The sequence below is a fragment of the Nocardia sp. NBC_01388 genome (genome assembly GCF_045040085.1).
GTDB lineage: Bacteria > Actinomycetota > Actinomycetes > Mycobacteriales > Mycobacteriaceae > Nocardia.
In genome coordinates, this window is sequence record NZ_CP109553.1 from 2,144,347 (window position 1) to 2,169,272 (window position 24,926).

General features: G+C 67.4%; 30 protein-coding genes. 20 read left to right on the forward strand and 10 right to left on the reverse strand.

What is annotated here, in order from left to right; all coding sequences use genetic code 11:
• Positions 1-182 precede the first annotated feature (182 nt).
• From OG716_RS09980 to OG716_RS10015, 8 genes are all read left to right on the forward strand, one after another.
• Positions 183-494 (forward strand): alpha/beta fold hydrolase, encoded by a 312-nt coding sequence (locus OG716_RS09980; protein WP_405137353.1) that lies wholly within the window; start codon positions 183-185, stop codon positions 492-494.
• Between the two features lie 186 nt (positions 495-680).
• Positions 681-3,050: a nitrate- and nitrite sensing domain-containing protein gene (locus OG716_RS09985; protein ID WP_405137354.1), complete on the forward strand. Its 2,370-nt coding sequence runs from the start codon at positions 681-683 to the stop codon at positions 3,048-3,050.
• Entirely contained in the window at positions 3,028-3,435 is a 408-nt protein-coding gene (locus OG716_RS09990) for a roadblock/LC7 domain-containing protein (RefSeq protein WP_405137355.1), read from the forward strand. The genes OG716_RS09985 and OG716_RS09990 overlap by 23 nt, the downstream gene beginning before the upstream one ends.
• Before the next feature lie 8 nt (positions 3,436-3,443).
• On the forward strand, positions 3,444-4,016 hold the full coding sequence (locus tag OG716_RS09995; RefSeq protein WP_355131576.1) for an ATP/GTP-binding protein: 573 nt from the start codon (positions 3,444-3,446) through the stop codon (positions 4,014-4,016).
• A 100-nt stretch (positions 4,017-4,116) separates the two neighbouring features.
• Positions 4,117-6,651: a nitrate- and nitrite sensing domain-containing protein gene (locus OG716_RS10000; protein WP_405137356.1), complete on the forward strand. Its 2,535-nt coding sequence runs from the start codon at positions 4,117-4,119 to the stop codon at positions 6,649-6,651.
• The gene (locus OG716_RS10005) at positions 6,629-7,054 is read left to right on the forward strand and encodes a roadblock/LC7 domain-containing protein (protein WP_327139512.1); all 426 of its coding nucleotides are present in this window, start codon (positions 6,629-6,631) and stop codon (positions 7,052-7,054) included. Before OG716_RS10000 ends, OG716_RS10005 begins: the two co-directional genes overlap by 23 nt.
• On the forward strand, positions 7,054-7,425 hold the full coding sequence (locus OG716_RS10010) for a DUF742 domain-containing protein (protein WP_297624609.1): 372 nt from the start codon (positions 7,054-7,056) through the stop codon (positions 7,423-7,425). Before OG716_RS10005 ends, OG716_RS10010 begins: the two co-directional genes overlap by 1 nt.
• Positions 7,406-8,008 (forward strand): ATP/GTP-binding protein, encoded by a 603-nt coding sequence (locus OG716_RS10015; protein WP_297624611.1) that lies wholly within the window; start codon positions 7,406-7,408, stop codon positions 8,006-8,008. The genes OG716_RS10010 and OG716_RS10015 overlap by 20 nt, the downstream gene beginning before the upstream one ends.
• 193 nt (positions 8,009-8,201) lie before the next feature.
• On the opposite strand, the gene OG716_RS10020 is transcribed toward OG716_RS10015, so the two are convergent.
• From OG716_RS10020 to mtnA, 4 genes are all read right to left on the reverse strand, one after another.
• Positions 8,202-8,864, reverse strand: a complete 663-nt coding sequence (locus tag OG716_RS10020) for a maleylpyruvate isomerase family mycothiol-dependent enzyme (protein ID WP_405137357.1) — start codon at positions 8,862-8,864, stop codon at positions 8,202-8,204.
• A gap of 142 nt (positions 8,865-9,006) precedes the next feature.
• On the reverse strand, positions 9,007-9,690 hold the full coding sequence (mtnC, locus tag OG716_RS10025) for an acireductone synthase (RefSeq protein ID WP_405137358.1): 684 nt from the start codon (positions 9,688-9,690) through the stop codon (positions 9,007-9,009).
• Positions 9,687-10,262, reverse strand: coding sequence for a 1,2-dihydroxy-3-keto-5-methylthiopentene dioxygenase (locus tag OG716_RS10030; RefSeq protein ID WP_405137359.1), 576 nt, complete (start codon positions 10,260-10,262; stop codon positions 9,687-9,689). The genes mtnC and OG716_RS10030 overlap by 4 nt, the downstream gene beginning before the upstream one ends.
• 21 nt (positions 10,263-10,283) lie before the next feature.
• Entirely contained in the window at positions 10,284-12,047 is a 1,764-nt protein-coding gene (mtnA, locus tag OG716_RS10035) for an S-methyl-5-thioribose-1-phosphate isomerase (RefSeq protein ID WP_405137360.1), read from the reverse strand.
• 160 nt (positions 12,048-12,207) lie between these two features.
• Between mtnA and OG716_RS10040 the strand changes: the two genes are divergently transcribed.
• Genes OG716_RS10040 through OG716_RS10055 form a run of 4 tightly spaced genes read left to right on the forward strand, consistent with a single transcriptional unit; the run spans position 12,208 to position 14,603 of the window.
• Positions 12,208-12,489: a hypothetical protein gene (locus OG716_RS10040; protein ID WP_355131559.1), complete on the forward strand. Its 282-nt coding sequence runs from the start codon at positions 12,208-12,210 to the stop codon at positions 12,487-12,489.
• The gene (locus OG716_RS10045) at positions 12,486-12,899 is read left to right on the forward strand and encodes a hypothetical protein (RefSeq protein WP_355131557.1); all 414 of its coding nucleotides are present in this window, start codon (positions 12,486-12,488) and stop codon (positions 12,897-12,899) included. The genes OG716_RS10040 and OG716_RS10045 overlap by 4 nt, the downstream gene beginning before the upstream one ends.
• A 53-nt stretch (positions 12,900-12,952) precedes the next feature.
• Complete coding sequence (locus OG716_RS10050) at positions 12,953-13,165, forward strand: MYXO-CTERM sorting domain-containing protein (protein ID WP_405137361.1); 213 nt, start codon at positions 12,953-12,955, stop codon at positions 13,163-13,165.
• Positions 13,155-14,603, forward strand: coding sequence for an ATP-binding protein (locus tag OG716_RS10055; protein ID WP_405137362.1), 1,449 nt, complete (start codon positions 13,155-13,157; stop codon positions 14,601-14,603). The genes OG716_RS10050 and OG716_RS10055 overlap by 11 nt, the downstream gene beginning before the upstream one ends.
• Here the strand turns inward: OG716_RS10055 and OG716_RS10060 are convergent.
• On the reverse strand, positions 14,520-15,239 hold the full coding sequence (locus OG716_RS10060) for a response regulator transcription factor (protein ID WP_405139619.1): 720 nt from the start codon (positions 15,237-15,239) through the stop codon (positions 14,520-14,522). The two genes, OG716_RS10055 and OG716_RS10060, sit on opposite strands and share 84 nt — an antisense overlap.
• 128 nt (positions 15,240-15,367) lie before the next feature.
• Between OG716_RS10060 and OG716_RS10065 the strand changes: the two genes are divergently transcribed.
• Positions 15,368-16,048, forward strand: a complete 681-nt coding sequence (locus OG716_RS10065; protein WP_405137363.1) for a phosphatase PAP2 family protein — start codon at positions 15,368-15,370, stop codon at positions 16,046-16,048.
• Between the two features lie 12 nt (positions 16,049-16,060).
• On the opposite strand, the gene OG716_RS10070 is transcribed toward OG716_RS10065, so the two are convergent.
• The gene (locus OG716_RS10070) at positions 16,061-17,302 is read right to left on the reverse strand and encodes a KasA/KasB family beta-ketoacyl-ACP synthase (protein ID WP_405137364.1); all 1,242 of its coding nucleotides are present in this window, start codon (positions 17,300-17,302) and stop codon (positions 16,061-16,063) included.
• 39 nt (positions 17,303-17,341) lie between these two features.
• Between OG716_RS10070 and OG716_RS10075 the strand changes: the two genes are divergently transcribed.
• From OG716_RS10075 to OG716_RS10100, 6 genes are all read left to right on the forward strand, one after another.
• Complete coding sequence (locus tag OG716_RS10075; RefSeq protein ID WP_405137365.1) at positions 17,342-17,911, forward strand: TetR/AcrR family transcriptional regulator; 570 nt, start codon at positions 17,342-17,344, stop codon at positions 17,909-17,911.
• Between the two features lie 14 nt (positions 17,912-17,925).
• On the forward strand, positions 17,926-18,327 hold the full coding sequence (locus OG716_RS10080) for an NUDIX domain-containing protein (protein WP_405137366.1): 402 nt from the start codon (positions 17,926-17,928) through the stop codon (positions 18,325-18,327).
• Between the two features lie 140 nt (positions 18,328-18,467).
• The gene (locus OG716_RS10085) at positions 18,468-19,589 is read left to right on the forward strand and encodes a nitronate monooxygenase (protein ID WP_405137367.1); all 1,122 of its coding nucleotides are present in this window, start codon (positions 18,468-18,470) and stop codon (positions 19,587-19,589) included.
• 137 nt (positions 19,590-19,726) lie between these two features.
• Positions 19,727-20,182: a hypothetical protein gene (locus OG716_RS10090; protein ID WP_405137368.1), complete on the forward strand. Its 456-nt coding sequence runs from the start codon at positions 19,727-19,729 to the stop codon at positions 20,180-20,182.
• Positions 20,183-20,335: 153 nt separating this feature from the next.
• Complete coding sequence (locus tag OG716_RS10095) at positions 20,336-20,641, forward strand: hypothetical protein (RefSeq protein WP_405137369.1); 306 nt, start codon at positions 20,336-20,338, stop codon at positions 20,639-20,641.
• 176 nt (positions 20,642-20,817) lie between these two features.
• Positions 20,818-21,672, forward strand: a complete 855-nt coding sequence (locus OG716_RS10100; RefSeq protein ID WP_405137370.1) for a DUF1524 domain-containing protein — start codon at positions 20,818-20,820, stop codon at positions 21,670-21,672.
• A 1-nt stretch (position 21,673) separates the two neighbouring features.
• Here OG716_RS10100 and OG716_RS10105 read toward each other — a convergent pair whose 3' ends face one another.
• A complete protein-coding gene (locus OG716_RS10105; RefSeq protein WP_405137371.1) occupies positions 21,674-22,123 on the reverse strand; it encodes an SRPBCC family protein in 450 nt (149 codons plus the stop codon).
• A gap of 54 nt (positions 22,124-22,177) precedes the next feature.
• On the opposite strand from OG716_RS10105, the gene OG716_RS10110 reads away from it, so the two are divergent.
• The gene (locus OG716_RS10110; RefSeq protein WP_405137372.1) at positions 22,178-22,708 is read left to right on the forward strand and encodes an NUDIX hydrolase; all 531 of its coding nucleotides are present in this window, start codon (positions 22,178-22,180) and stop codon (positions 22,706-22,708) included.
• Here OG716_RS10110 and OG716_RS10115 read toward each other — a convergent pair.
• The 3 genes from OG716_RS10115 to OG716_RS10125 form a co-directional block, all read right to left on the reverse strand.
• On the reverse strand, positions 22,705-23,190 hold the full coding sequence (locus tag OG716_RS10115; RefSeq protein WP_405139621.1) for a serine hydrolase: 486 nt from the start codon (positions 23,188-23,190) through the stop codon (positions 22,705-22,707). The two genes, OG716_RS10110 and OG716_RS10115, sit on opposite strands and share 4 nt — an antisense overlap.
• The gene (locus tag OG716_RS10120) at positions 23,151-23,351 is read right to left on the reverse strand and encodes a hypothetical protein (protein ID WP_405140308.1); all 201 of its coding nucleotides are present in this window, start codon (positions 23,349-23,351) and stop codon (positions 23,151-23,153) included. The genes OG716_RS10115 and OG716_RS10120 overlap by 40 nt, the downstream gene beginning before the upstream one ends.
• 149 nt (positions 23,352-23,500) lie before the next feature.
• Positions 23,501-24,907 carry an MFS transporter gene (locus tag OG716_RS10125; RefSeq protein WP_405137373.1) on the reverse strand — a complete coding sequence of 469 codons (1,407 nt, stop codon included), beginning with the start codon at positions 24,905-24,907 and terminating at the stop codon, positions 23,501-23,503.
• Positions 24,908-24,926: the final 19 nt, after the last annotated feature.

Genomic DNA, 24,926 nt, shown 5'->3' on the forward strand with positions numbered 1-24,926 from the left:
GGGGTGCGCAGGCCCGATATTTCTTTCCCACTTCAAAGGGCCTGCCGTCGACTCGGGACGAGTACATCGCGTGGCGACTGGAATCCGCACGCGCACTGCGGTCCCCCGGCTACGAGTTCGACGAAGCCGCGGCGATCGAGAATGCGGGCCTGGCCTACGACCGCGGTTTCGACTTCGACGCCATGATGTGGCACACGCTGGCCGTCCTCGGCTCCGGGGACCGCACCGCGCGATTGCGGGAGGTGCGCGTGCCCACCCTCGTCATGTACGGCACCGCGGATCTGGCCTTCGATGTCAGCGGCGGCCGGGCCACCGCCGCGGCCGTCCCCGGTGCGCGGCTGGTGATCTTCGAAGGCATGGCGCACAGCCTGCCCCGGGAGTGGTGGCCCGCCCGCGCCGATCGGGTCGCCGACCTCGTGAGCCGCGTCGACGGCGAACCGGCTACGCGCTCGGGAATGCGCGGCTATCCTCTGACCAGGAAACGCGATGCGTAACACAGGTGGTGACCTCGGTTGGCCAGACCGTGGGCGAGAAGGATTCTCTCGCAACGGATTCAGAGACTGCGCCGGTGGCATCCCGACCGAAATCGCATACCGGACGCCCGGTCCGCGCGTCAAATCCCGTCCCGCTCAAGGGGACTCGCATACCCCATCCGGCCATCTGATGGCTACCCTCGGGCAATGCTCAGCAGGCGGCTCGGGGTGCGGACGCGAATTCTGGCCATCGCACTCGTTCCGAGTCTCGCGCTGGTACTGATCGGCGTCGGTGCGGCAGGCACGTTGATCGACCATTCCAACAATGCCCGCACCTGGGCCGACGAGTTGCAATCGGGTGTCGCGCCCACCCGCGAACTCATCGAGGCCGTCCAGCTCGAACGGCAGCTCACCGAATGGCGCTCGGCCGGTGCGGAAATCGATGTGCGCGATCTCGCGGCCGCCCGCCTGCGACTGGACAATGCGCTGCGCCAGATCGCGCCCGCGCAGTCCCGCCTGTCGAGCATCGGGCCGCAGGCGATGGGCGACACCGCCGCCGCCATGGGCGATCTGGGCGGAAAGCTCACCCAGATCCGCGCCGGAGCGGATGCGACCACGCTGTCCACCGCCGATGCCGACGCCTTCTACAGCGCCATGCCGCAGCTTGTGCTCGCCGGTGTGCAGATCGCGCAGAAGCACGCACCGGACGCATCCACCGCCATCGAACTCGCCCAGGCCGGCGCCGTGCTGCAGGGACTGGAGGCGATGAGCCGCGCGACCGCACTGGGCGCGGCGCTCATCGACGGCGGGCCGGGGCTCACCACCGACCTGTCCGGGGAATACGTCCGCCTGCTCGGCTACTACCGCACCCGCATCGAAAGTCTGCTCACCGACACCGATACCGAACAGGCGGCGGCCGCCAAGGCCCTCACCGGCGGTGCGGCCTGGCAGCAGCTCGGTGCGATGGAAACCGTACTGGCGCAGCGCGCGCTGCCCCGGACCGCCGGCGCCACCGCACCGCGCACGGTGCTACCGCTGTCCATCGAGGACTGGCAGTCCAAGGCCGCCGAGGTCGATCACGCACTGGCCGAGCTGTGGCAGTCGGAGAACATGCGCGCCCAGCACCTGGCCAGTTCCGCCGCCGCTCGCACCACCCGAAATTCGCTGCTGGCCGGTGGCGCCATGCTGGTTGTCGCACTGGGCGCGATCCTGGTCGCATTGGCGCTGGCGAATCGAATCATCCGGCGGCTGCGGCGATTGCGCGATGAGACCTTCGCCCTCGCCGATGAGCATCTGCCCGAGACCATGCGCAGGCTCGCAGCGGGCGAACAGGTCGACAGCGCCACCGAGGCTCCCCCGCTGAAATTCGGCAGCGATGAGATCGGGCAGGTGGCAGCGGCTTTCGGCCACGCCCACTCCGCCGCGGTCGCCGCCGCGATCACCGAATCGCGCACCCGCGAGGGCGTGAAGGCGGTTTTCCTCAATATCGCCCACCGCAGCCAGGTCGTGGTGCACCGCCAACTGGAACTGCTCGACGAGGCCGAATCCAAGCAGGAGAATCCGGCCGTCCTCGAGATCTTCTTCCGCCTCGATCATCTCGCCACCCGCGAGCGCCGCAATGCCGAGAATCTGGTGATCCTCGCCGGTGGCCAGCCCGGGCGCCAGTGGCGCAATCCGGTGCCGCTCATGGAACTGGTGCGCAGCGCGGTCGGCGAGACGGTCGATTACAAGCGGGTCCGAACCGGGCGGCTGCCACAGTCTTTCATTGTCGGCGGCGCGGTCGGCGACCTGATCCACCTGCTCGCCGAGCTCATCGACAATGCGACCTCGTTCTCCCCGCCGCAGGCGCAGGTCCAGGTCGCCGGCAGCTCGGTGGCCCGGGGTGTGGCCCTGGAGATCAGCGATCAGGGCATGGGCATTCCCGAAGCGGAGCTCGACCGCGTCAATCAGATGCTGGCCACGCCCGCCGATTTCGGCATCACCAGCTTCTCCTCGGACTCCCGCCTGGGTCTGTTCGTGGTGTCGCAGCTGGCTGGGCGGCACGGCATTTCGGTGCGCCTGTCCGAATCGGACTACGGCGGCATCCGCGCCATCGTGCTGGTGCCCGCCGCACTCGTCGCCGGTGAGACGCCGTCGCCGGAGTACACCTCCGGCCAGCTTCCCCTGCCGCGCCGCGCCGAATACCACCCGCCCACCGCGGATCTGCCCGCTCTGCGCAGCGCTCCACGCGATCCGGCCCCGGAGACCCGGCCCGCCATGACCGGTGGTGCGCCGCAGGTGCGTTCGTACGACACCGGCCGCGACCCCCGCCCGGACGGCGACCCGCGTGAGAACGGCGACCGCCCCTCGCTCCCGCGCCGTCGCCGCCAGGCCAGTCTCGCACCGGAACTGGCACAGGACCCCGTGCTGCCCGAAGCCGAGCCGATGCGCCCCGAGCGCGGCCCCGAACAGGCCCGAAACCTCATGTCCGCCATCGAGAACGGCACCCGCCAGGGCCGCCGCGCCGATCCTGGCACGCTCCCCCAACCCACCACCTATCGACAGGAAGGCGACGGTGAACACCTCCCCCGCTGGTGACCTCGACTGGCTCCTCGACGATCTCGTCGAGAAACTCGCCGGAGTACGTCACGCCGTGGTCCACTCCACCGACGGCCTGCTGCTGGGCCGCTCGACCCGGATGAGCCGCGAGGACGCCGAACACTTCGCGGCCATGTCCTCCACGCTCTACGGGCTCTCCCGCAGTGCCGGACACCGATTCGACGGCGGCGGCGTCCGCCAGGCGGTCATCGAACTCGATCGCGCCGTCCTGTTCGTCACCGCCGCCGGTGCGAATGCCTGTCTGGCGCTGCAGACCGGCATCGACGCTAATCTGGGCATGGTGGCGTACGAAATGAATATGACTGTGCAGCGGGTGGGCTCATACCTGTCCACCGCCGCGCGGCGCCCCGGCGAATTCGGCTGAGCGCCCGGATGACCCGCCCCGAGCCGGACCAGCCGCTCGCCCAATCGGTGAAGATTCTGATCGCCGGCGGCTTCGGCGTCGGCAAGACCACCATGGTCGGCGCGATCAGCGAGATCACGCCGCTGCGCACCGAGGAGATCATTACCGAACGTTCCGAGGGCGTGGACGATCTCACCGGTATCGAGGGCAAGACCACCACCACGGTGGGCCTGGATTTCGGCCGTATCACCGTGGATGCCGGACTGGTGCTGTACCTCTTCGGCACGCCCGGCCAGGACCGTTTCTGGTTCCTCTGGGACGAACTGGCGCGCGGTGCGCTGGGCGCGGTCATCCTGGTCGACACCCGGCGGCTCGAAAACTCCTTCGCGGCGATCGATTTCTTCGAACGCCGCGGCATCGGCTTCACCATCGGCGTGAACTGTTTCGAGGGTGCGCCGCGCTACAGCCCCGAAGAAGTCCGTGTGGCACTGGATCTCGACGAGCACGTCCCGATCCTGCTCTGCGATGCGCGTGACCGCGGTTCCTGCAAGACCGTGCTGACCACGCTCGCCGAATATCTCATTGCGCGTGCGGTCGCCTGAGTGACTCATACCGGTGCATGCATCACCGAGTGTGTCAATCATGTTCCCGCTCAACGGGATCTAAGTGACTTATGTGACGTTCGCCCGTTACGTTGTGCCGATGTTCAGAGCGAGGCTCGGGGTCCGGACCCGTGTTCTCGCCATCGCACTCGTCCCGAGCCTCGCGCTGCTCGTGATCGGTGTGGGTGGCGCGGGATATTTGGTGGTACAGGGCACAAACGCGCGAGAATGGGCGGACGCACTCACCGCCGCCACACCGCTCAGCAAGGAATTGGTGAGTTCGGTGCAGCTGGAACGCCAGCTCACGCTGGCCCAGCTCGCGGGTGACGAGCCCAATCCGAAAGGCCTGACCCAGGCCAGGACTCGGCTCGACGACGCACTGCGCGGCATGGCCGGGACCACCAAGGACATGGAGAACCTCGGCCCCCAGGACGTCAAGGGTGATGTCGGCGGGTTCGTCACGCTGAGCCGGTCACTCGCGGCCGTGCGTACCCAGATCGACGCCAATGCGCTGCCGCTGGCCGATGCCTACCAGTTCTACGGTCACCTGCTCGATCTGATCTCCATCGGCACCCGTGCCGTGGAGACCACCGCCCCCAATCCCGAGGTCGCGATGGGAACGGCCGAGACGCTGCAGATCGTCTCGGCATCGGAAATGCTCTCCCGTGCAGCCGCACTGGCCGAGGTCCTGATCAACAACGGCACGCTGTCACCGGATCTGGCCATCGAGTTCACCCGTGTCGTCGGCGCGTACCGCGTCAATGTCGGCCTGCTCGCCGGTGCGGACGGCAGCAAGGGCGACACCTCCGGCGCCTCGGTCGTCAATGATCCGGCCTGGCAGAAACTGATCATGATGGAGAACGTGCTCATGGCACGGGCTCTCGATCCCCTGACTGCCGCGCCCCTCAAGAACGGCGCCACCCCGCCCGTCGCACCGCTGACCTTCACCCCGGCCGAGTGGCACGACGCGGTCAACGAGATCAACAAGGCGCTGCTCGAGCAGTGGGACCGGGTCAGCAAGCAGTCGCTGGCCGCGGCCGGCGACGCCGCCGACACCAGCGCGCGCAACTCCGCGCTCGCGGGTGGGGCCATGCTGCTGGTCTCCGCCTCGGCGTTCCTCATCGCGCTGGTGCTGGCCAACCGGATCATCCGGCGGCTCAAGCGACTTCGGGACCAGACCAATGTGCTCGCCGACGAGCGCCTGCCCGAGATCATGGCGCAGCTGCGCGATGGCAAGCAGGTCGAGGTGTCTACCGAGACACCGGAACTGGACTTCGGCACCGATGAGATCGGCCAGGTGGCCAAGGCCTTCGGCCACGCGCACACCGCCGCCGTGAACGCCGCGGTCACCGAGGCCCGCACCCGTGAGGGTGTGAAGGCGGTCTTCCTCAATATCGCGCACCGCAGCCAGGTCGTGGTGCACCGTCAGCTCGAGGTGCTCGACGAGGCCGAGGCCAAGCAGGAGGATCCGGCGCTGCTGGAGATCTTCTTCCGGCTCGATCACCTCGCCACCCGCGAACGTCGCAATGCCGAGAACCTGATCATTCTCGCGGGCGGCCAGCCCGGCCGGCAGTGGCGAAACCCGGTGCAGCTCATCGAGGTCGTACGAAGCGGTGTGGGCGAGGCGCTCGACTACACCCGCGTCAAGATCGCCCGGCTGCCCGAGGTGGCCGTGGCCGGCACCGCCGTTGCCGACCTCGTGCACCTGCTCGCCGAACTCGTCGACAATGCCTCGCACTTCTCACCGCCGCAGTCGCAGGTCGAGGTGCGCGGCAATGTGGTCGGCAAGGGCATCGCGGTCGAGATCGTCGACCAGGGCATGGGCATGCCGGAGTCCGAGATCGCCCGCATCAACGACATGCTGCGCAACCCACCGGATTTCGGCGTCAATACGCTATCGGATGACTCCCGCCTGGGCATGTTCGTGGTCGCTCAGCTGGCGGTCCGCAACGGCATTTCGGTGCGCCTGACCGAATCGGACTACGGCGGCGTGCGCGCCATCGTGCTGGTGCCCTCCAGCCTCACCGTATCGACGGGCCGCACCGGTGAAATCCCGGCCGTGCCCAGCGCTTTCGACACCGGGCAGTTCCATGCCGCCCTCGCGGTGGAAACGGCCCGGCAGGCCGAGGCCGCCGCACAGCAGCTCGAACAGCCGCAGCAGCCGCGGCAGCTCGAGCCCCCCGCCGCACCCGCGGCACTCCCCCCGTCCTTCCCGGCCCGGCCAGAACCCCGCGCCCCGGAGCGCCCGATGACATTCGAACCCCAACTGCGGCCGTACGAGCCGCCGACGGAGCCGAACTCGCACCGTCCGCCACCGCTCTCCCAGACCGAGCCCGATATCGGTTTCCGCTCACGGGAATTCGATCGCTCCCAGTACACTGGCTCGGACGCCCGGCCCGCGCTACCGCGTAGGCGCCGGCAGGCAAGTCTCGCACCGGAATTGGCGCAGGACACGACGACCACCGAATCGTCGGATCAGCCCACCCGCACGGCCGAGCAGGCCCGAGACCTCATGTCCGCCATCGAAAACGGAACCAGGCAGGGCCGCCGGGCCGATCCCGGTACGGTCGAGCCGACGTCCAAACCATTCCAGGAACGACAGGAAGGCGACGGTGACCACCTCAAACGCTGGTGATCTCAACTGGCTACTCGATGATCTGGTGGATCGGCTCGCAGGCGTGCGACACGCGGTGGTGCACTCCACCGACGGATTGCTGCTGGGACGCTCCTCCGCCATGAGCAGGGAGGACGCCGAACACTTCGGCGCCATGTCCTCCACCCTCTACGGTCTCGCCCGCAGCGCGGGCAGCCGTTTCGACGGCGGCGGTGTCCGCCAGGCGGTCATCGAGCTGGACCGGGCAGTGCTGTTCGTGACCGCGGCCGGCAGCAATGCCTGCCTCGCGCTGCAGGCCAGCGAGCAGGCCAACCTCGGCATGGTCGCCTACGAAATGAATCTCACGGTGCAGCGCGTCGGCACCTACCTGTCCACCACGCCGCGCCATCATCTGGCCGGACAGGTCAACCCCCGGATCTCATGATGGCTCGGCCGGGGGATCATTGGTTCGACGACGCCGCTGGGCCGCTGGTGCGCCCGTACGCGCGCACCGGCGGTCGAACCATGGGCGCAGCGCACGATCTCGACATGCTCACAGCGGTGGTGGTTCCCAATGCGGCGCCACCGCTGCGACGTGTCGAACCTGAGTACGGCGACATCGTCCGCCTGTGCAGACTCCCGTTGTCCGTCGCCGAAGTGTCTGCCGCGCTGCGGCTTCCACTGGCAGTGACCAAAATCCTCGTCGGCGACCTCATCTCCGACGGCATCCTCAATTTCCGGTCACCGGTCTCCGACGCGGGGCCCGGAGACCTCAACATTTTGCGAGCTGTACTCGATGGCATCCGAAAACTTTGACAATTCCCGGCCCCTGGCCGCCTCGGTGAAGATTCTCATCGCGGGTGGGTTCGGCGTCGGCAAAACGACTATGGTGGCGGCGCTCAGTGAGATCACGCCGCTCCGCACCGAAGAGCTGATCACCGAACTCTCCGCGGGCGTGGACGATCTGCGCGGCGTGGAGGGCAAGACCACCACCACGGTGGCCCTGGACTTCGGTCGCATCACCATCGACCAGAACCTGGTGCTCTACCTGTTCGGCACCCCCGGACAGGACCGATTCTGGTTCCTCTGGGACGAATTGGCGCGCGGTGCGCTGGGCGCGGTCGTCTTGGCCGACACCCGGCGACTCGAAGGCTCGTTCGCGGCGATCGACTTCTTCGAACGGCGCGGCGTGGCATTCACGGTGGCGGTCAACTGCTTCGAGGGCGCGCCGGTCTACACACCGGTCGAGGTCCGCGACGCCCTCGACCTCGACGAGAACATTCCGGTGCTGCTCTGCGACGCCCGAGATCGCGCCTCCGCCAAGAACGTCCTCATGGCCCTGGTGGAATACCTGATCACCAAGGCCGCCGCACCCGGCGGCCAGCTGATCACCCCCTGACCACACTCGCGCCCGTTCCGGAACCCGGAACGGGCGCGATCTGGCTGAGCGGCCGACCACCGTGTGATCATCGGACATCCACGGTCACGCGGCTTTCCCGCGCAGACACTGTGACTCGGTCAGTGTGTGATGAGAGTCAGTCAGTGTCAACACGATTCGGGCAGGGGTGAGACCGCTGGACTTTCGTCGCCTGCTACCGGGACCCCTGGTCTCGCAGGCGGGTGACACCGTCACCGTCGAGTTCGTCGCAGTACGCGCTACGCCCGGCCATCGCCATGATCAGGGCCACGGTGGTGCCGGACACCGGCAAGCCGGAGCCGGTGGTGAAGGGGCCGTCGGTCGCGACGAGTCGCAGGCCACCGATCCGGCCTTTGGTCAGGACGGGGAGATTGGTGCCCTGGTAGTACTCGGCCACCCGCGTGAGCGTGTCGATCGGGTAGTCGCGGTGGATGGCCAGCGGCCGCCGGATGTCCTCTCCGTGCACGATCACTTCACCGAGCATCGCCACGGTAGGCATGAGCGGTTTGGTGGTGTTCGTGACGACTTCCCGGAACCTGTCGAGTGTTTCGGCGGGGCTCGCGCCCAGGTGTTCGGCCAGCCGCATGGCCACCTGCTTCTCGAAGTCGAACCGGCAGCGGATCACGCCCGCCAGCCACCGCACGGGAGTGAGGGTCGCGCCGGCGGTGAGGTGGGCAAGCACCTCGCGCACAGTCAGTTCGGTGCACAGTGACTGCGTAGTCCACTGCTTGTCGGTCAAGTCCGCGAGATCCGCTGCCAGCGCGGCTCGCTCCGCGTGGACGAGCGGCCACACATCGGTGACGTGCGAAATATCTCTTGTCGGTTCCGGTTCGCTCATGTCGAGTGGTCTCCTACCGTGGTCCGCGCATTTCTCGGTCCAAGGTAGGACTCCCCCCGTGCGGCGGAATCGTCGCTCGTGGGAGAAGTTTTCCGAACTCCTGCGGACCCGGCGACTACGGCAGCCGCGATTACCTTGCGGCTCAGTTCGGTTCGACGTCGGCGAAATCGCTGATCCAGCGGTGCGGCGGGCGCGGGGGGTTCGGCTCCCCCGGCCTGGCGACGCCGACGGCCGACCAGCCTGCGGCGACGGCCGCATCCAGTTCGTCGGGATGATCCGACAGGAACAGGATGCTCTCCGCTGGAACGCCGATCGTGCCGGCGATCTTCTCGTAGGAGGACGCCTCGCGCTTCGGGCCGGCGGTGGTCAGATCGAAATGCCCGCTGACCAGTGGAGACAGGTCTCCGCCGCGGGCGAATTCGAACCAATCCTTCTGATTGCGAACCGAACCCGAGGAGTAGATGTAGAGCTCGAGGCCGGTCGCACGCCAGGCGCGCAGCACCGGCGGCACGTCGGGGAAGAATTCGCCGAACAGCGCGCCGTTGCGGAACCCCTCCGCGCAGATGATGCCCTGCGCGGCCTTGAGCGGTTCGGCCTTCACATCCGAATTCAGCCAGCCGATGAGGATCTGCGCCACCTCGTCGATCCCGGCGTCCGGCCGATCGGCCAGCGCCCGGGTATCGGCCAGAATGGAATCGGCCGCCCCGCCCTGATTTTCGGCCAGCCAGCCCGGCAACCGGTCGCGGGTGTAGCCGTACAGCTCCTCGCGCACCGAACTGGTCGGGCTGGTGGTGCCCTCGATATCGAGGACGATGACCTTGATCATGCCGCCAGGAGCTCATCGAGGGTCGGGAAGCCGCCGGAGATCTGGTCACCGGTGAAATCGCCGATCCAGCCGTCCTGCTCCTCGAAGAACCGCACCGCCACGAACTCCGGGGCGCTGCCCATATCGAACCAGTGCAGCGTGCCCGCGGGCACCGACACCAGATCGCCTGCGGTGCAGACGGTTGCCAGCACCTCGTCGCCCAGGTGCAGATAGAAGCAGCCCTGCCCGGCGGCGAAGAAACGCACCTCGTCCTCGGCGTGCCGGTGCTCGTCCAGGAACTTGGTGCGGGCGGCCACCGCCTTGGCGGGCCACTCCGGATCGGACTCGTCCGGGTGGATGCGGGCCACGTCGATGAACTTGTAGCGCCCGTCGGCATTGAGTGCCTTGATGCGGTTGTCGTATTCGGCCAGCAGGTCCTCGGTCGCCGTCGCGCCGTCGAGACCCTCGAACAGCGACCAGCGTTCGAAGACGATGCCGCGCTTGTTCAGTTCGGCCGCGATGACCGCGTCATCGGTGGTGCGCAGGGTGACGTCGGCGGCGTCCTTATCGGACATGATCTGCAGCAAAGTCATTCGAGGTTCCTCCTCAGGGAACTAGTTCTCGCCCACCGGGATCTCACGACGCCCGGTCAATGTGATCAATTCGCTCATGGCCTCGAGGCATTCGGCGCGATCGCGGGCCTGGGCCAGACTTGCACCCCATGCCGTAATGCCGTGCCCGGCAATGAAAAGCACCGGCGGGGCATCCGGGTGCTCGGTCAGGTACTTCTCGATATCCACGCCGATCTGCGGGACATCGGCATGATTCGGGAACACCGGAATGTCGATGAAGTCGGGGCGCGCGCCGCCCAAGCCCTTGATCAGCTCATATCCGGAAAAGCGCACCGGCTGCACCGTGGCACCGCCCGCACCGATGGACAGGGCGGTCGCATGCGGCGGGTGGACGTGCACGACCGCGGCGGCTCCGGTGGTGCGGTAGACGGCGGTGTGAATCGCGCTCTCCGCCGAGGGCTTTCGCGCGCCCGCGACCAGCGGCCGGGAATCGGCCACCGCCACGGTCACCATATCGTCGGCGGTGAGCTCGCCTTTCGACAAGCCACTCGCCGTGATGACGGCCGCATCTGCCTGACGCACAGAGATATTGCCTGCCGTGCCCGGCATCCAGCCGTTGGCGTAGAGGCCGCGGGCGATCGTCGCGATCGCTTCTCCGTCCTCGTACTGCTCGTCCACAACGGGTTCGGCGAGGGAGGCGAGGAAATCACCCGCCGCTGCGCCGAAGGCGATGGGCTCGTCAGCGGGCTCGTAGTCGGCCATCCACTGCGCGTCGAGACGATCGCTCAGGCTGGATCCGGACTCGTCACCGGAAGCCGCGCCGAGCACACCGTTTTCGGTGACCACCGCGGTGACCAGCTCCGGGGGTGTCACATCGAAGGCCGGATTGAAGGTCAGTGTGCCCTCGGGAGCCGTTGTCGCACCGCCGAATCCGGTGACCTCGGACGCCGCGCGCTGCTCCACCACAATGTCGCTGCCCTGCGCGGTCGCGACATCCCGAGTGGATTCGGGAGCGACCACGATGAACGGAATCCCGTGCCGCTCGGCCGCAATGGCCAGCATGTACGTGCCGATCTTGTTCGCGACGGACCCGTCGGCGGTAATGCGGTCCGCACCGACCAGGACCGCGTCCACGCCCTCGGTGGCCATGGCCCACGCCGCGGCCGAATCGATGGTGAGCCGGTGCGGGATTCCGGCCTCTGCCATTTCCCAGGCGGTCAGGCGCGCACCCTGCAGCAGCGGACGGGTCTCGTCCACAATCACTTCCGCGAGCACCCCGCGTTCGTGTAGCACCCGCAGTGCGCCGATGGCGGTGCCGACCGTGGTGGTCGCCAGCCGGCCGGTATTGCAGTGCGTGAGAATCCGCAGCGGGCGATCCCCGCAGAGCCGCTGCACCAGATCGGCGGCATGGGTCGCGGCGGCCAGATTCACGCGGCCGTCTTCGGCCAGCATTTCCAGCGCTTCGTCGAGCACCGCCTGCACGCCGCCGGGCAGCTGCGCGAGCGCGCGCTTGACGCCCCAGGCCAGGTTGACCGCCGTGGGGCGAGCATTCGCGACACGCGCGGACTCCGATTGCACCTGAGCGGTATTCACCACACCGTCGGTGGTCGCCGCCAGCGCCGCGAGCACCACGCCGAACGCACCGGACACGCCGATGGCCGGAGCGCCGCGGATGGCCAGCGATGTGATGGCGTCGATGAGATCGTCGACCGTCGTGATCCGCAGCTCCCGCAATTGCTGCGGCAGCGCACGCTGATCGATGGTGACCAGGGCACCGTCGACCCACGCGATCGAACTCTCATCCATCTGCATCTGTCCTCTGAGCTTGGCGATATGGGCGCACGTCAACCGTATCGAACACGGATCGCCGCGTGACCGGCAGGTTTCAGATCAGCGGAATTGGAAACTCCCGACTCCGGGTGCGGGCATGTCGCACCTGTCGCCCATACCCAAGTATCCTTCCGGTATGGCGAGACAGCGTCGCACCCGAAAGATCACCGTGACGATGCCGGAAGAAGTCGCCGCCACGCTCGATGAATGGCGCAATAAGGGCCGCATCGAATCGATTTCGGCCTTCGTGGCCGAATCCGTGAAGGTCCGCGTCGACCGGGCCGAATCCCTGGCCCGCATCGAGCAGGTCTTCGGCGGCCGGCCACCTCTCGACCTCATCAACCGAGCGCGGGCCGTACAGGGCCTGCCCCCATTATCCGAGGAGGACGCCGCCGGCGACCATGCCGGCGCAGCATGACCTCCGCAGGCTCGACCCTGGGCGGCGTCGTCTTCGACACGGCCGCTCTGACCGCATGGGCGCATCGCGTCGCATATGTGCAATCGGTGGTCTGGGCCACCGCTGACGCCGGGCACACCATTATCGTTCCGGCCACCGCCCTGGCCGCCGCGCGCGCACTCATCCCGGCCGGCCGCCTCGATATCCTCGCCGTGCTGCTGGACCTGCCCAATACGGTGATCCAGCCCCTCGACCGTCCCGCGAGCGATCAACTCGGCGCCGCCCTCGCCGACCGCATAGACGCGGACTCCCTGATCCCCGCCGGCCACGCGACCATCGAAGCGGTGAGCCGGGATTGGCCCTGCCTCACCGACCGCCCCGACACCCTCCGCAAACTCGACCCCCGCATCCAGACCGACACGCTGCCCTGAGCGCCCGCTGAGAGCCGGTGGCCTGCGGCGCATCTCGCGCGTACGTTCAGCGGGTGACGTGGGCGGCTCAGGAGGTTCCGGGGGAATCGGATCGCATCGACTTCGTCCGGGATATCGGTCAGCGCATCGGTGACTGCGTGATCGATGCGCTGCAGCCGATCACCGGCGCGGCCACCGTGCCGGTTGTCCTGCTCGCGCCGCTGCTGTTCCTTGTGCTGGCGTGGCTGGTGCGCCGGGCACGGATCGGTGCGGGTCGTGGCCGATGATGGGTGGGTGAATCGGATTCCGGAGTGGTCGCGGCCTTCGCACTGGGGGCTGCGCGTTCGGTCGGCGATCGCCTCCGCGCTGGTGGTGGGGGCAGTACTGCTGGTGGCGGCCATGGCCATGCTCTGGTTGCTGCATCGGTCATTGCTCCGAGAGCTCGATACCACCGCCGGAACCCGGATGGATGCGCTCGCGTCCGAACTCGCGCGGATCTCGGCGGACGATCCGCCGGAGAATGCGATGACCGAACTGCCGGGTCCGCTGTTCGCCACCGGGAGCCCGATCGAAACGGTGCAGGTGGTGGACCCGGACGGGCGGGTGGTGCGGTCGTCGGATTCGAATAGTGCTGCCCCGCTGCTGGATCCGGCCGCTGTCGGCGATCGGGTGATCGGGTTGCGGCCGCATTCGGACGACGATCCGGACCTACGCATTTCCGCCCGCACGGTGGCGACACCGCTGGGGAAGTACACCGTGCTGGTCTCGGTGAGCACCGAATCGGCCGAGCATGCGGTGACCCGGGTGGCGGCGCTGGTGGCGGTGGGCGGGCCGGTGGTGGTCGCGGCGGCCGCGGCGGCGACCTATCTGCTGGTGGGACGCTCACTGCGGTCGGTGGAGGAGATCCGCCGGCGGGTGACCGGGATCGGCGCGACCGATCTGTCCGAGCGGGTGCCGGTGCCCGCGGCGCGTGACGAGATCGCGCGGCTGGCCGAGACCATGAACGGCATGCTCGCTCGCATCGAGGCAGGGCATCTGGCACAGCGCCGGTTCGTCGGGGACGCCTCGCACGAATTGCGCAGCCCCCTGGCCGCGGTCACCGCGGCACTCGAATTGGCGCGGGACCGGCCCGAGGTGCTGGACCGTGATCTCATCAGCGATACGCTGCTGCCCGAGACCGAGCGTATGCGGCACCTCATCGAGGATCTGCTCACCCTTGCCGCCGCCGACGAGCACGGGCTCGAATTGCGCACCGGCGATGTCGATCTCGACTATCTCGGGGATGCGCAGGCCGCCGCGCTGAAGGCTCGCGGCACCGTGACGGTCCGCACCGATATCCGGCCCGCACGGGTGATCGGCGATCCGGCCAGGCTGGCCCGGGTACTGCGCAATATCGCCGACAATGCGGCCGCACACGCCGATTCGCAGGTGGCCATCATCATTACGCAGGAGGGTGAGCGCGCCCGCATGGTGGTCGATGATGACGGTCCCGGAGTTCCAGTGGCCGACCGGGAGCGGATCTTCGGCCGCTTCGTCCGGCTCGAGGCCGATCGCGCGCGGGCGTCCGGCGGCTCCGGGCTCGGCCTGGCGATTGTCGCGGAGCTGGTGGCCGCGCATGCGGGCACCGTCACGGTCGGCGAATCACCCTGGGGTGGCGCTCGATTCGTGATCGACCTGCCCGTCGGCGGTCCCGGCGTCGATCAGCCGGTAGCCGACGCCCCGTAGCGTCTCGATACTGCTGTGCCCGAACGGCGCGTCGATCTTCTTACGCAGATAGCCGACATACACCTCGACCACATTCTCCGGGCCCTCGTAGTTGGCATCCCACACATTGCGCAGAATCTCGGTCTTGGTGACGGCAATGCCCTTGTGCCGCAACAGGAATTCCAGCAGTCCGAATTCGCGGGGCGTCAGGGTGAGAGGGGTGCCGCCGCGGTGCACCGACCGGCGCACCGGATCGAGTGTGAGATCGCCCGCGGCGAGCAGTGACGGCTGCTGCGGGGCGCGGCGGCGCATGAGCGCGCGCAGGCGGGCGATCAGTACGACGAAGGAGAACGGCTTGGTGAGGTAGTCGTCCGCGCCCAGATCCAACGCGTCGGCCTGTTCGTAATCACCGTCCTTGGCGGTGAGCATGAGCACAGGCGTCGACACATCTCGCTGCCGCAGCCGTCGCAGCACCTCGTAGCCGCTCAGCTCCGGCAGCATGATGTCGAGCACGATGACATCGAAATCGTCCTCGAGCGCCCACCACAGCCCCTCGCCGCCGGTGTGGGCGAGCTGCACCACAAAACCCTCGAGCTCGAGCCCGCGGGCGATCGTGCGCGCCAAACGCTGCTCATCCTCCACCACCAGTACCCGCACCGCCCAAGCATGCAACAGGCCGCCTGCGGGCCTGCTCACCGACCCGGCTTCTCAACTTCCTCTCAGCGGCCGCATGTCATGGTCGACGGATGCCGTCCGCCACCTCACCTCTGCAGGAGAATCCATCGGTGCCCGCAACCGGTCCGCGGCCACTGCTGTCCGCGCCCGCCGCTCGGGTCGCACTGCTCACGCTCGGCGCGCTCACGCTGGCGCTGACCCTCGCAGTGATCACGCATCCCGATCCGCTCGGACCGGACGCGCGCTGGCTGCAATGGTTCATCGACCATCGCAGCAGCATGCTCACCTCGATCGCCAAGGTGATCAGTGCGCTCGGTGACACGACGACGATGGCGATCCTCGCGGTGCTGGTCTGCGGACTGCTGGCCTGGCGGCGGCAGTGGGAGACGGCGATATTCTTCGGCATCACCGCGCTCGGGGCGGGGGTGCTGACCTTCGCGGGCAAACTGCTGATCGGGCGGGATCGTCCACCGGTCATCGATCACCTGGTCATCGAGACCAATCACTCCTATCCGTCCGGGCACACACTGGGTTCGACGGTTATCGTCGGAGCTCTGGTCGCGCTGATACTGCCGCTGCTGCACGGCCTCTGGCGCCCGCTGCTCGTGGTTGTCGCCGGCCTTTTCGTCCTCGCCGTCGGGTTGTCCCGGCTGTATCTCGGAGTGCACTGGCCCACCGATATTCTCGGCGGCCTGCTCTTCGGCGCACTGTGGCTGACCGTCTGCTGCACGCTCTTGCGCCCGGTGGCGGCGCGCGGTGCGGCTCTGGTGCCGAAAGCCCTGCGCGGCTAGGGTTTCGCCACGTCAGGCCCGGCCGAGTGCCAGTGTGACATTGTGGCCGCCGAAGCCGAAGGAGTTGCTCAGCGCGTAGTTCATGCTCGCGGCGCGCGCCTTGCCCGCGACGATATCCAGGTCGATATCGGGGTCGGGCTGCTCGAAATTCAGTGTGGGCGGGATGATCTGGTGCTCGAGCGTGCGCAGGGTGAGAATCGCCTCGAGGGCTCCGACCGCGCCGATGGAGTGGCCCAGGGCGGACTTCGGGGCGTACACCGAGGCCTCGGGCGTCACGGCGGTTATGGCATTGGCTTCGGAAGCATCGCCGACCGGAGTGGACGTGGCGTGCGCATTGATGTGGTCGATGTCGGAGGCGGACAGGCCCGCCGAGGTGATCGCCTTGCGCATGGCCCGCGCGGCCCCGTCACCGTCCGGGGAGGTGCCGGTGATGTGATAGCCGTCCGAGGTGATGCCCGCGCCGAGCACTCGACCGTAGATGTGCGCACCCCGCGCCAGCGCATGCTCCTCGGATTCCAGCACCAGCATGGCGCCAGCCTCGCCGAAGACGAACCCGTCGCGCTCCCGGTCGAAAGGCCTCGAGGCGCGGGCGGGTTCGTCATTGCGCGTGCTCATGGCCCGCATCATGGCGAAGCTCGCGATCGGCACGGCATCGATATGACCCTCCACGCCACCGGCGACCACCACGTCCGCCTCACCCGTGGCGATCAGCCGCCAGCCGTGGGCGATGGCTTCCGCGCCCGACGCACATGCGGAAACCGGCGCGTAGACACCGCCTTTCGCGCCGAGCTCCAAGCCGATGGTCGCGGCGGAGCCGTTCGGCATCACCATGGGCACCGTCATCGGCGGCACCTTCCGATATCCCCCGGCGCGCATCACATCCACCGCGTGCACCAGCGCTTCCCCGCCGCCGAGCCCCGTGCCGACCGCGACCGCCAGCCGATCCCCGTCGAACTCCGGGGACCCGGCTTTCCGCCACACCTGCCGCCCGAGCACCAGGGCCAGCTGCTGGACGAAGGACATGCGCCGCTGTTCGATTCGGGTCAGCTGCTCCCCCGGCTGCGCGGTCAACCGGCCGCCGATCCGCACCGGAAGTTGGTTGTCCGCCACGAAATCGTCTGTCAGCGGGGCGATTCCGCTCTCACCCGCCAGCAGCCGCGTCCACGTCGTATCGAGATCGGCCCCGAGGCAGGTGGTAGCCGACATTCCGGTGACCACCACGCGCCGAGTTTCTGTACCAGTTGCTACACCCATGCCGACATGAATACCTGTACCGTCCGCTACAGTCAACCCGTGCCACGCCCCCTCGACCATGCTCGTCGCGCCGAACTCCTCTCCGGAGTCATTGCCTACATCGCCGACCACGGCCTGGCCGAACTGTCCCTGCGCCCGCTGGCCGAGTACCTGGGCACCAGCTCCCGCATGCTCATCCACTACTTCGGCACCAAAGAACAAATGCTCGTCGCCGCCCTGGAAACCCAGCGCCCGGACATCGCCGCGCTCTTCCGGGGCATCGAGGACCCCGCCGTCCTCAGATCCCGCCTCTCGCATTCGTTCGCGATCAACACCGCCGGGCCCGGGGCCGTCAGCAACCGAGTCCTCCTTCAGGTCCTGGGCGCGGCCTGCGTCCCGGGCAGTCCGTTCGACTCGTATGCCAACGACACCATCCAGGTCCTGGTCACCGCCATGACCGAGACCCTCGCCCGCATCGACCCCGCCCACGATGATCCCGAGGCCGCGGCCACCCTCCTCATCTCCGGCATGCGCGGCCTCATTCAGGACTTCTGGATCACCGGCGACGAAGATCGGGTGACTCGCGCGGTGAACCGCCTTGTGGAGCAAGCGGTCCTGTACTCGCGCTGACCTAGGCTGCGGGGATGCAGACGGAGCAGCGACTGATCGACACGGTGGCGTGGGTGCGCATCGAGAGCGGGCGGATCCTGTGCGCTCGGCCGCGGGGCAAGGACGTCTTCTATATCCCCGGCGGCAAAAGGGAAGGCGCGGAGACGGATCTGCAGACCCTCGTGCGAGAGATCCACGAGGAGTTGACCGTTGCCCTGGCGCCGGAGTCGGTCGCGCACGTCGGCACGTACGAGGCCGAGATCCCCGGTGCGGTGGTGCGGATGGCCTGCTACACGGCGGACTATGTCGGCACCCTGTCCGTCAGCAGTGAGATAGAGGAGATGGCCTGGTTCACCTATGCGGATCGGCCGCACGTACCTCCGGTGGACCAGTTGCTGTTCGACGATCTGCGTGCGGACGGCCTGCTGATCCGCTGACTGCATGTTCGCGGCAACTAGAACAAGCTGGTGGCATGTTCCTGCCGCCGGTCTTCGACAGACTGGTCTGAATATGGAACATGTTCTAGTGTGATGGGCAGAACATTCCAGTGCCGGGAAGTTAGAGGAGCCCCACCCACATGCGTACCGAGATCTGTGATCGCCTGGGCATCGATGTCCCCATCTTCGCCTTCACCCATTGCCGCGATGTGGCTGCCGCGGTCAGCAATGCCGGCGGCATCGGCGTACTCGGTGCGGTCGGGTTCACCGCTGCGGAACTCGAGGTCGAGCTCGCCTGGCTGGACGAGCATGTACAGGGCGTCTACGGCGTCGACCTGGTCATCCCCTCGAAGTACGAGGGCAAGGGCGCCGATGGCCTGAGCCCCGCGGAGCTGGAAGCCAAACTGGCCGAAATGGTTCCGCAGGGCCACCGCGATTTCGCCGAGAAGATCCTCGAGGACCATCACGTCCCGCATCTGCCCGAGGGCGAACGGCACAATCAGCTGCTGGGCTGGACCGCCACCACGGTCGCCCCGCAGATCGAGGTCATTCTCGAGCACCCCAAGGCAAAGCTGGTCGCCAACGCACTGGGCACCCCGCCGGATGACGTGATCAAGCAGATCCAGGACTCCGGCCGCCTGATCGGCGCGCTGTGCGGTTCGGTCAAGCACGCGCTCAAGCACAAGGAAGCCGGGCTCGACTTCGTCGTCATGCAGGGCACCGAGGGCGGCGGACACTGCGGCGAGATCGCCTCGCTGGTGCTGTGGCCGCAGGTCATCGACGCGATCGGCGATCTGCCGGCGCTCGCGGCCGGTGGCATCGGCAACGGCCGTCAGGTCGCCGCCGCGCTGGCCATGGGTGCGGCGGGCGCGTGGACCGGTTCGCTGTGGCTGACCGTCGAGGAGGCCAATGTGCCGCCCGCGCAGATGCAGAGCTACCTCGACGCCACCAGCAGTGACACCGTGCGGTCGCGGTCCTGGACCGGAAAGCCCGCCCGCATGCTCAAGAACGACTGGACCGAGGCGTGGGAGCGGGAGGACACCCCGAACCCGCTGGGCATGCCGCTGCAGATGATGGTCGCCCTCGACGGCGTCAAGCGTGGCCACCGCTACCCCGAGGCCGCCAAGGACGTGAACTTCAACCCGGTCGGCCAGGTTGTCGGCCAGATGAACAAGATCGAGCGTTCCGCCGATGTCGTGCAGCGCCTGATCGCCGAATACCTCGAGGCGTGCGAGCGACTGAACAAGCTGAACAACGCGTAATACGCACTCCCCCGAATCGCCGCGCCGACAGCAATGTCGTTGCGGCGATTCGTCTTTGCGCAGGTTAATGGGCATGCGATCAGGTCCGGCCGTTTCTATGCGCGGTTCCGGATCCGGCCGCCGCTACCGTGGTGCCCATGTCGAAGCGTGAACGGATACTGCGGGCAGCGTATTACGCGGTGCTCTCGCTTCCGATCGCGTTCGCCTCCACCGGGGTTCGAGCCCGAGTGACCCGGCGGGTGTTCCGGGAATCGTTCGAGCTGCGCGCTCCCAGCCCGTGGCGGACTGCCGTGCATTCGCTGCTCGCCGCGGTGATCGGCCTGCTCTCCTGGTTCGCGGTGCTTCTGGCCGTCGTCGCACTGGTGCGCGGCGCGTTCTATCCGCTGCTCGCCGGGGATGATCTCGAAAACTCATGGGGCGGTCCGTCATTGGCGGGCGCCTGGGTGGTGCATGCCGCTCTGGGGGTGGGATTGTTCCCGCTGTGGTTGCTGCCGCTCGCAGCGTTAGGCATTGTGCAGCGCCGCATTTCACAGCGAATACTCAGCCGAACCGGGCCGTGGTTGCTGTTTCGGCAATTCTGGACAAAAGATTAGAAGCAGCTTCTATTCTTTCTGTGCGTCTCGCTCTTCAGTTGTGAGTTTTCTTCGAACCGCCAGAGAATGACCCTGTTGTTATTCAGCGGGTAAATACGATGGCGGGACGGTCGGGTAGATCGTTGCTGGTCAAACGACTGGAAAGGAATCACGATGAAACGCAAGATAATCGGTCGCGTATTCGCCGTCGCGGCGGTAGGCGCGTTGTTCGCCGCCCCACTCGCGGGGACGTCGAGCGCCGATACGGTTGTCCCGATGCATCAGCAGCCACCATGTATGTCCGGCTGCAATCCCGGGAGTCCGCCGGAATGGGGCGGCAACGATCATCCCGACTTCCACGACCCTCGCGCACCCCGCGGCGATTACGACTGGCACTGCGACAGGCAGGGCAATTGGCATAACGACGAACACGATCAGTGGGGTCATCCGGACGCCGATCACTGCCGCGACCGCTGGTAGCGGTAAGGCCGCCCCGATGAGCGGGCCGGTTTCCTCCTCGCACGTTCTTTGACCGCAGTGGCGCTCTCGGCTCGAGCCGAGAGCGCCACCCTCGTTCGCCGAGGCTGTGACACCGGTCTCCGAACACGCCGTGCGACTTGCTGTTTCGGGCGCCGGATTGGCACGGTGTTCCGGACATGTTGCAGAAAAAGCCATCGCGCGTCCGGAAGTTGTTGCTGCCCCTCGCTATTGCCGGGCTACTACTGGTCACCGTCATCGCCCTGGTGCTGACGAACAGGCCGGGCCCCAGGACTCCGCCCACCGATGAGGTGATGCAGGCGCGGTCGCTGCTGGAGCGCCTCCCGGTCCAGAACCGCGCTCCCAAAACGGATTACAGCCGCGAGCAGTTCGGCCTGGCCTGGAGCCACGATGTCGCCGTCTCGGGTGGTCACAATGGGTGCGACACCCGCAATGACATCCTGCAGCGGGATCTGCGGACCCCGGCGGTGGATCCCAAGGAGAAATGCAAGGTCGTCTCCGGCACCCTGGCCGATGTCTACACCGGCAAGACCATCGTCTTCACACAGGGCCGCGACACCAGCTCCGCCGTCCAGATCGATCACATTGTGGCACTGAGCAATGCCTGGATGACCGGCGCTCAGCAACTCTCCCCCGAACAGCGCCGCAACCTCGCCAACGACCCGCGCAACCTCCAGGCCGTCGACGGCCCGACCAACCAGGGCAAGGGCGATTCCGATGCCGCGGAATGGCTCCCGCCCCGCAAGGACTACCAGTGCACCTACGTCGCCCGCCAGATCCAGGTCAAAACCGTCTACAGCCTCTGGATAACCCGCCCCGAGCACGACGCCATGGCAAAAGTGCTCTCCTCCTGCGGCGCAACCACTCCCGCCGCCCCGGCGACCAGCACCGTCACGGTCTATTTCAAAACCTGTGACGAGGTACGGGCCGCCGGTGAAGCCCCGCTACGCCGCAACGATCCGGGTTACCGACTTCAACTGGACGGCAACGGCGACGGCGTAGCCTGCGAATAAGCTAGTCGCGCACCGCGTTCAGGGATTCCGCACGTTTCTTTAGTCCGCCGGTCATCCCGTCGAATCCCTTGCGCATGGCGCCGCCGAACAATCCGCCGACGAGCGGGTTCAGGGGGCCCGCGATATAGAAGTGCGATTCGTACAGGGTGCGACCGTCCTCCAGCGGAGTCAGGATGTGCTGGCGCTGACTGCGCAGCAGGCCCGGGACCGGCTTCATCCGGTAGCTGAATTCCTTGCCCGGGGTGTGCGAGTAGATGAATTCCCGCTGCTTGCGCGGGTTCTTCCCGCCCAAGCGCACCTGCATGTCGATGGGGGTGCCGGGTTCGAGGGTGGTTTGGCAGGAGGGAACGAAGGGGTTCCATTCGCCGTATTTGTCCACGTCGGTGAGCACCTGCCAAACCAGCTCGGCGGGTGCGTCGATCTCCACGCTGTTGTCGATCACGAAGGCCATGGGGGAACAATACTGAAACACGTTCCGGTTGCGGACTCCGGCTACGGTCGAGGCATGACGCTTGCCGATCGATATCCGCTGCTGCACACGCCTGCCCGATGGGAATGGGGCGGGCTGGACGTCCAGTTCTCGACCGAATTGCCGGCGGATGAGTTGGTGACCAATATTCATGTCATCTGTTTTGTCGGGGATCGGATCGTGCTGTGCCGGGACGATCGGGATGTGTGGATAGTGCCGGGAGGCACGCGCGAGGCGTCGGAGTCGGTGCTGGAGTGCGTCATCCGGGAGCTGCGAGAAGAAGCCGGGGCCGAACTGGCCGGCCCGATGCAGTGGATCGGCGCGCACCATGCCGTGACCGACCGCCCCGCGCCGTACCGGCCCTGGCAGCCGCACCCGCGCAAAGCCTGGCTCTGGTGCACCGCCGATGTCGTTCTCACCGGCTCCCCCGCCAATCCTGTTGACGCGGAACAGATTCTGGAGGTCCGCGCCCTCTCGTTGGCGGAGGCTGTCGACCTCGCGGCGACGGACGGCGCGCATATGCCCGAACTCCTCACCCTCGCCGCTGAGCTCCACCGCCGCACCTAGGGGCAGAGAGCGTGGCTCAGCAGGGCCATGGAGTCCGGCGCCGGGTCGGGAGATGACGTCATTGCGATCGTCACGGCGCGGCCTTCCCGGGTGTCTCCGGTAATGGTGACATAGCCGGCTACACCGCCGGTATGGCCGAAGTACTCTGCGCCGCAAGAGAGTTCGGTGTTTCCGATGCCCAGTCCGTAGTAGAAGGGGCCACCCGGCATCGGCGCGCCCGACAGCATCTCCTTCAGCTGCGGGGCTGCGACGATCTGCCCCGCGAGCAGAGTCAAATAGAAACGATTGAGGTCGGAGCCGGTGGAGATCAGTGCGCCCGCCGTCCACGGAATGGACGGCTCGGACCGGGTCTCGTCGGTGACGATGCCGTTGACGGTCCCGTATCCGTGCGGGTGCGGGCCGCGGAGGCCGGTGTCACCGGTGGCGGGCAGGTAGGTATCGGTCAGCCGGTGAGGGTGGCGATCACCCCGGGGACTCCGGATCGCACAATGGCGTCGATATCGGCGCGCACTTGGTCGACCCGGTGGGCGGACACGGCGACCGGTGTACTCGTCACCATTTTGGGTGAGTTGTCGGAGTTCACGGACGAGCATCCCGCCACCGCAAGCAAGCCCAGCACTGTCACCGTCGGCGCAATTCGCATGTATCGACCGTATGCAGACCCGGGTCCGCCGACTATCGGGACAACCCCTGAGTCCGGCCCTGAGAATCCTGGTGCCAACCCCGCCTGCAGTCTGATGCGCGCCGGTGTCGGTGTCCCACTCCGGGATACCGACACCGGCGCACCGTCGATTACTCGGCCTGGGCACCGGCCGGGCGCGGCAGCCGGGCCGCCGGCCCGATCACACCGGCCGCCACCGCCGCACCGGCAATGACGTACCAGCCGTGCTGGAATGCCGTGAGCGTCGCATCGGGCCCGATCGGCGTGCCGAGCACCGCGACCAGTATTGCCACGCCGACAGCCAATCCGATCTGCTTGGCCATGCTCAGCACCGCCGATCCGGTGGCGAAACGCTGCGGCGGCAGCCCGGCGGTGCCGGCCGCGAAACTGGTCGGCATGGTGAGTCCGACGCCGAGTCCGGTCAGCAGCATGCCGCCGAGCAGCCCACCGGCGTAGTTCGGCTGCAGCGTGATACTTGCCGTCCACCAGAGGATTCCGGCCGCGAACAACACGCCGCCGAGCGCGATCACCAGTCCCGCACCCAATGTGGCGATGACCCGTCCGGCCAGCACCGCGACGAACGGAACGACCAGTGGCCCCGGTGCGATCGCCAGACCGGTCTGCAGCGCCGACCACCCCCACACGTTCTGCGCCCACAGCACCACCGAGAGCAGCATGCCCGCGAACGCGATATTGAACAGCAGCGAATTGGCCAGCATGAGAGCGAAATTCGGCAATTTCAGCAGTGCCGGATCGACCACCGGGCTGTGATGACGGCGCGAGGACCACACGAAGGCGATCGCGAAGCACACCGCGGCAGCGAACCCGCCGATCACGCGGGCGGAGCTCCAGCCCCAATCCTCACCCTTCACCAGCGCCAGAATGAATGTCGCGACCGAGCCCACGAGCATGAGAGCGCCGAAGCCGTCCGGCAGGCTGCCGCCGTCACCGCTCGGATCGGGCAGCAGCCGCAAGCCGATCACCAGCGCGATCAAGCCGATCGGCACATTCACCAGAAACACCCAGCGCCAATCGATTTCGACGAGCAGACCGCCGAATACCGGTCCCAGTGCCGCACCGAGCCCACCGAACGCGACCCACAGTCGCACCGCCATGGCCCGCCGCTCCGGCGGCGTCGCCGCCAGCACCAGCCCCAGTGAAGCCGGGATCAGCATGGCCCCGCCCACCGCCTGGAGCACGCGAAATGCCACCAGCGCACCCACATCCCACGACACCGCGCACAGCGCCGATCCGACAATGAAGACCGCGAGTCCAATCAGGAAGGTGCGGCGGTTTCCGCTGCGATCACCCAGTCGCCCCGCGGGCACCAGCAGCGCCGCGAACACGATCGCGTACGCATTGAGCACCCACGACAGCCCGGAGATCTTCGATCCGGTGAAGTCCGCCGCAATCTCCGGCAGCGCCACATTCACGATGAACAGATCCAGGCTCGACAGCAGCACGCCGACGGCGACAATGCCGAGCACCACCCGCGAGTCGACGGCTCGCTGCTCCTTCCGCACCACAACGCTGTTCACGAGCTCTCCCTCATCAGCC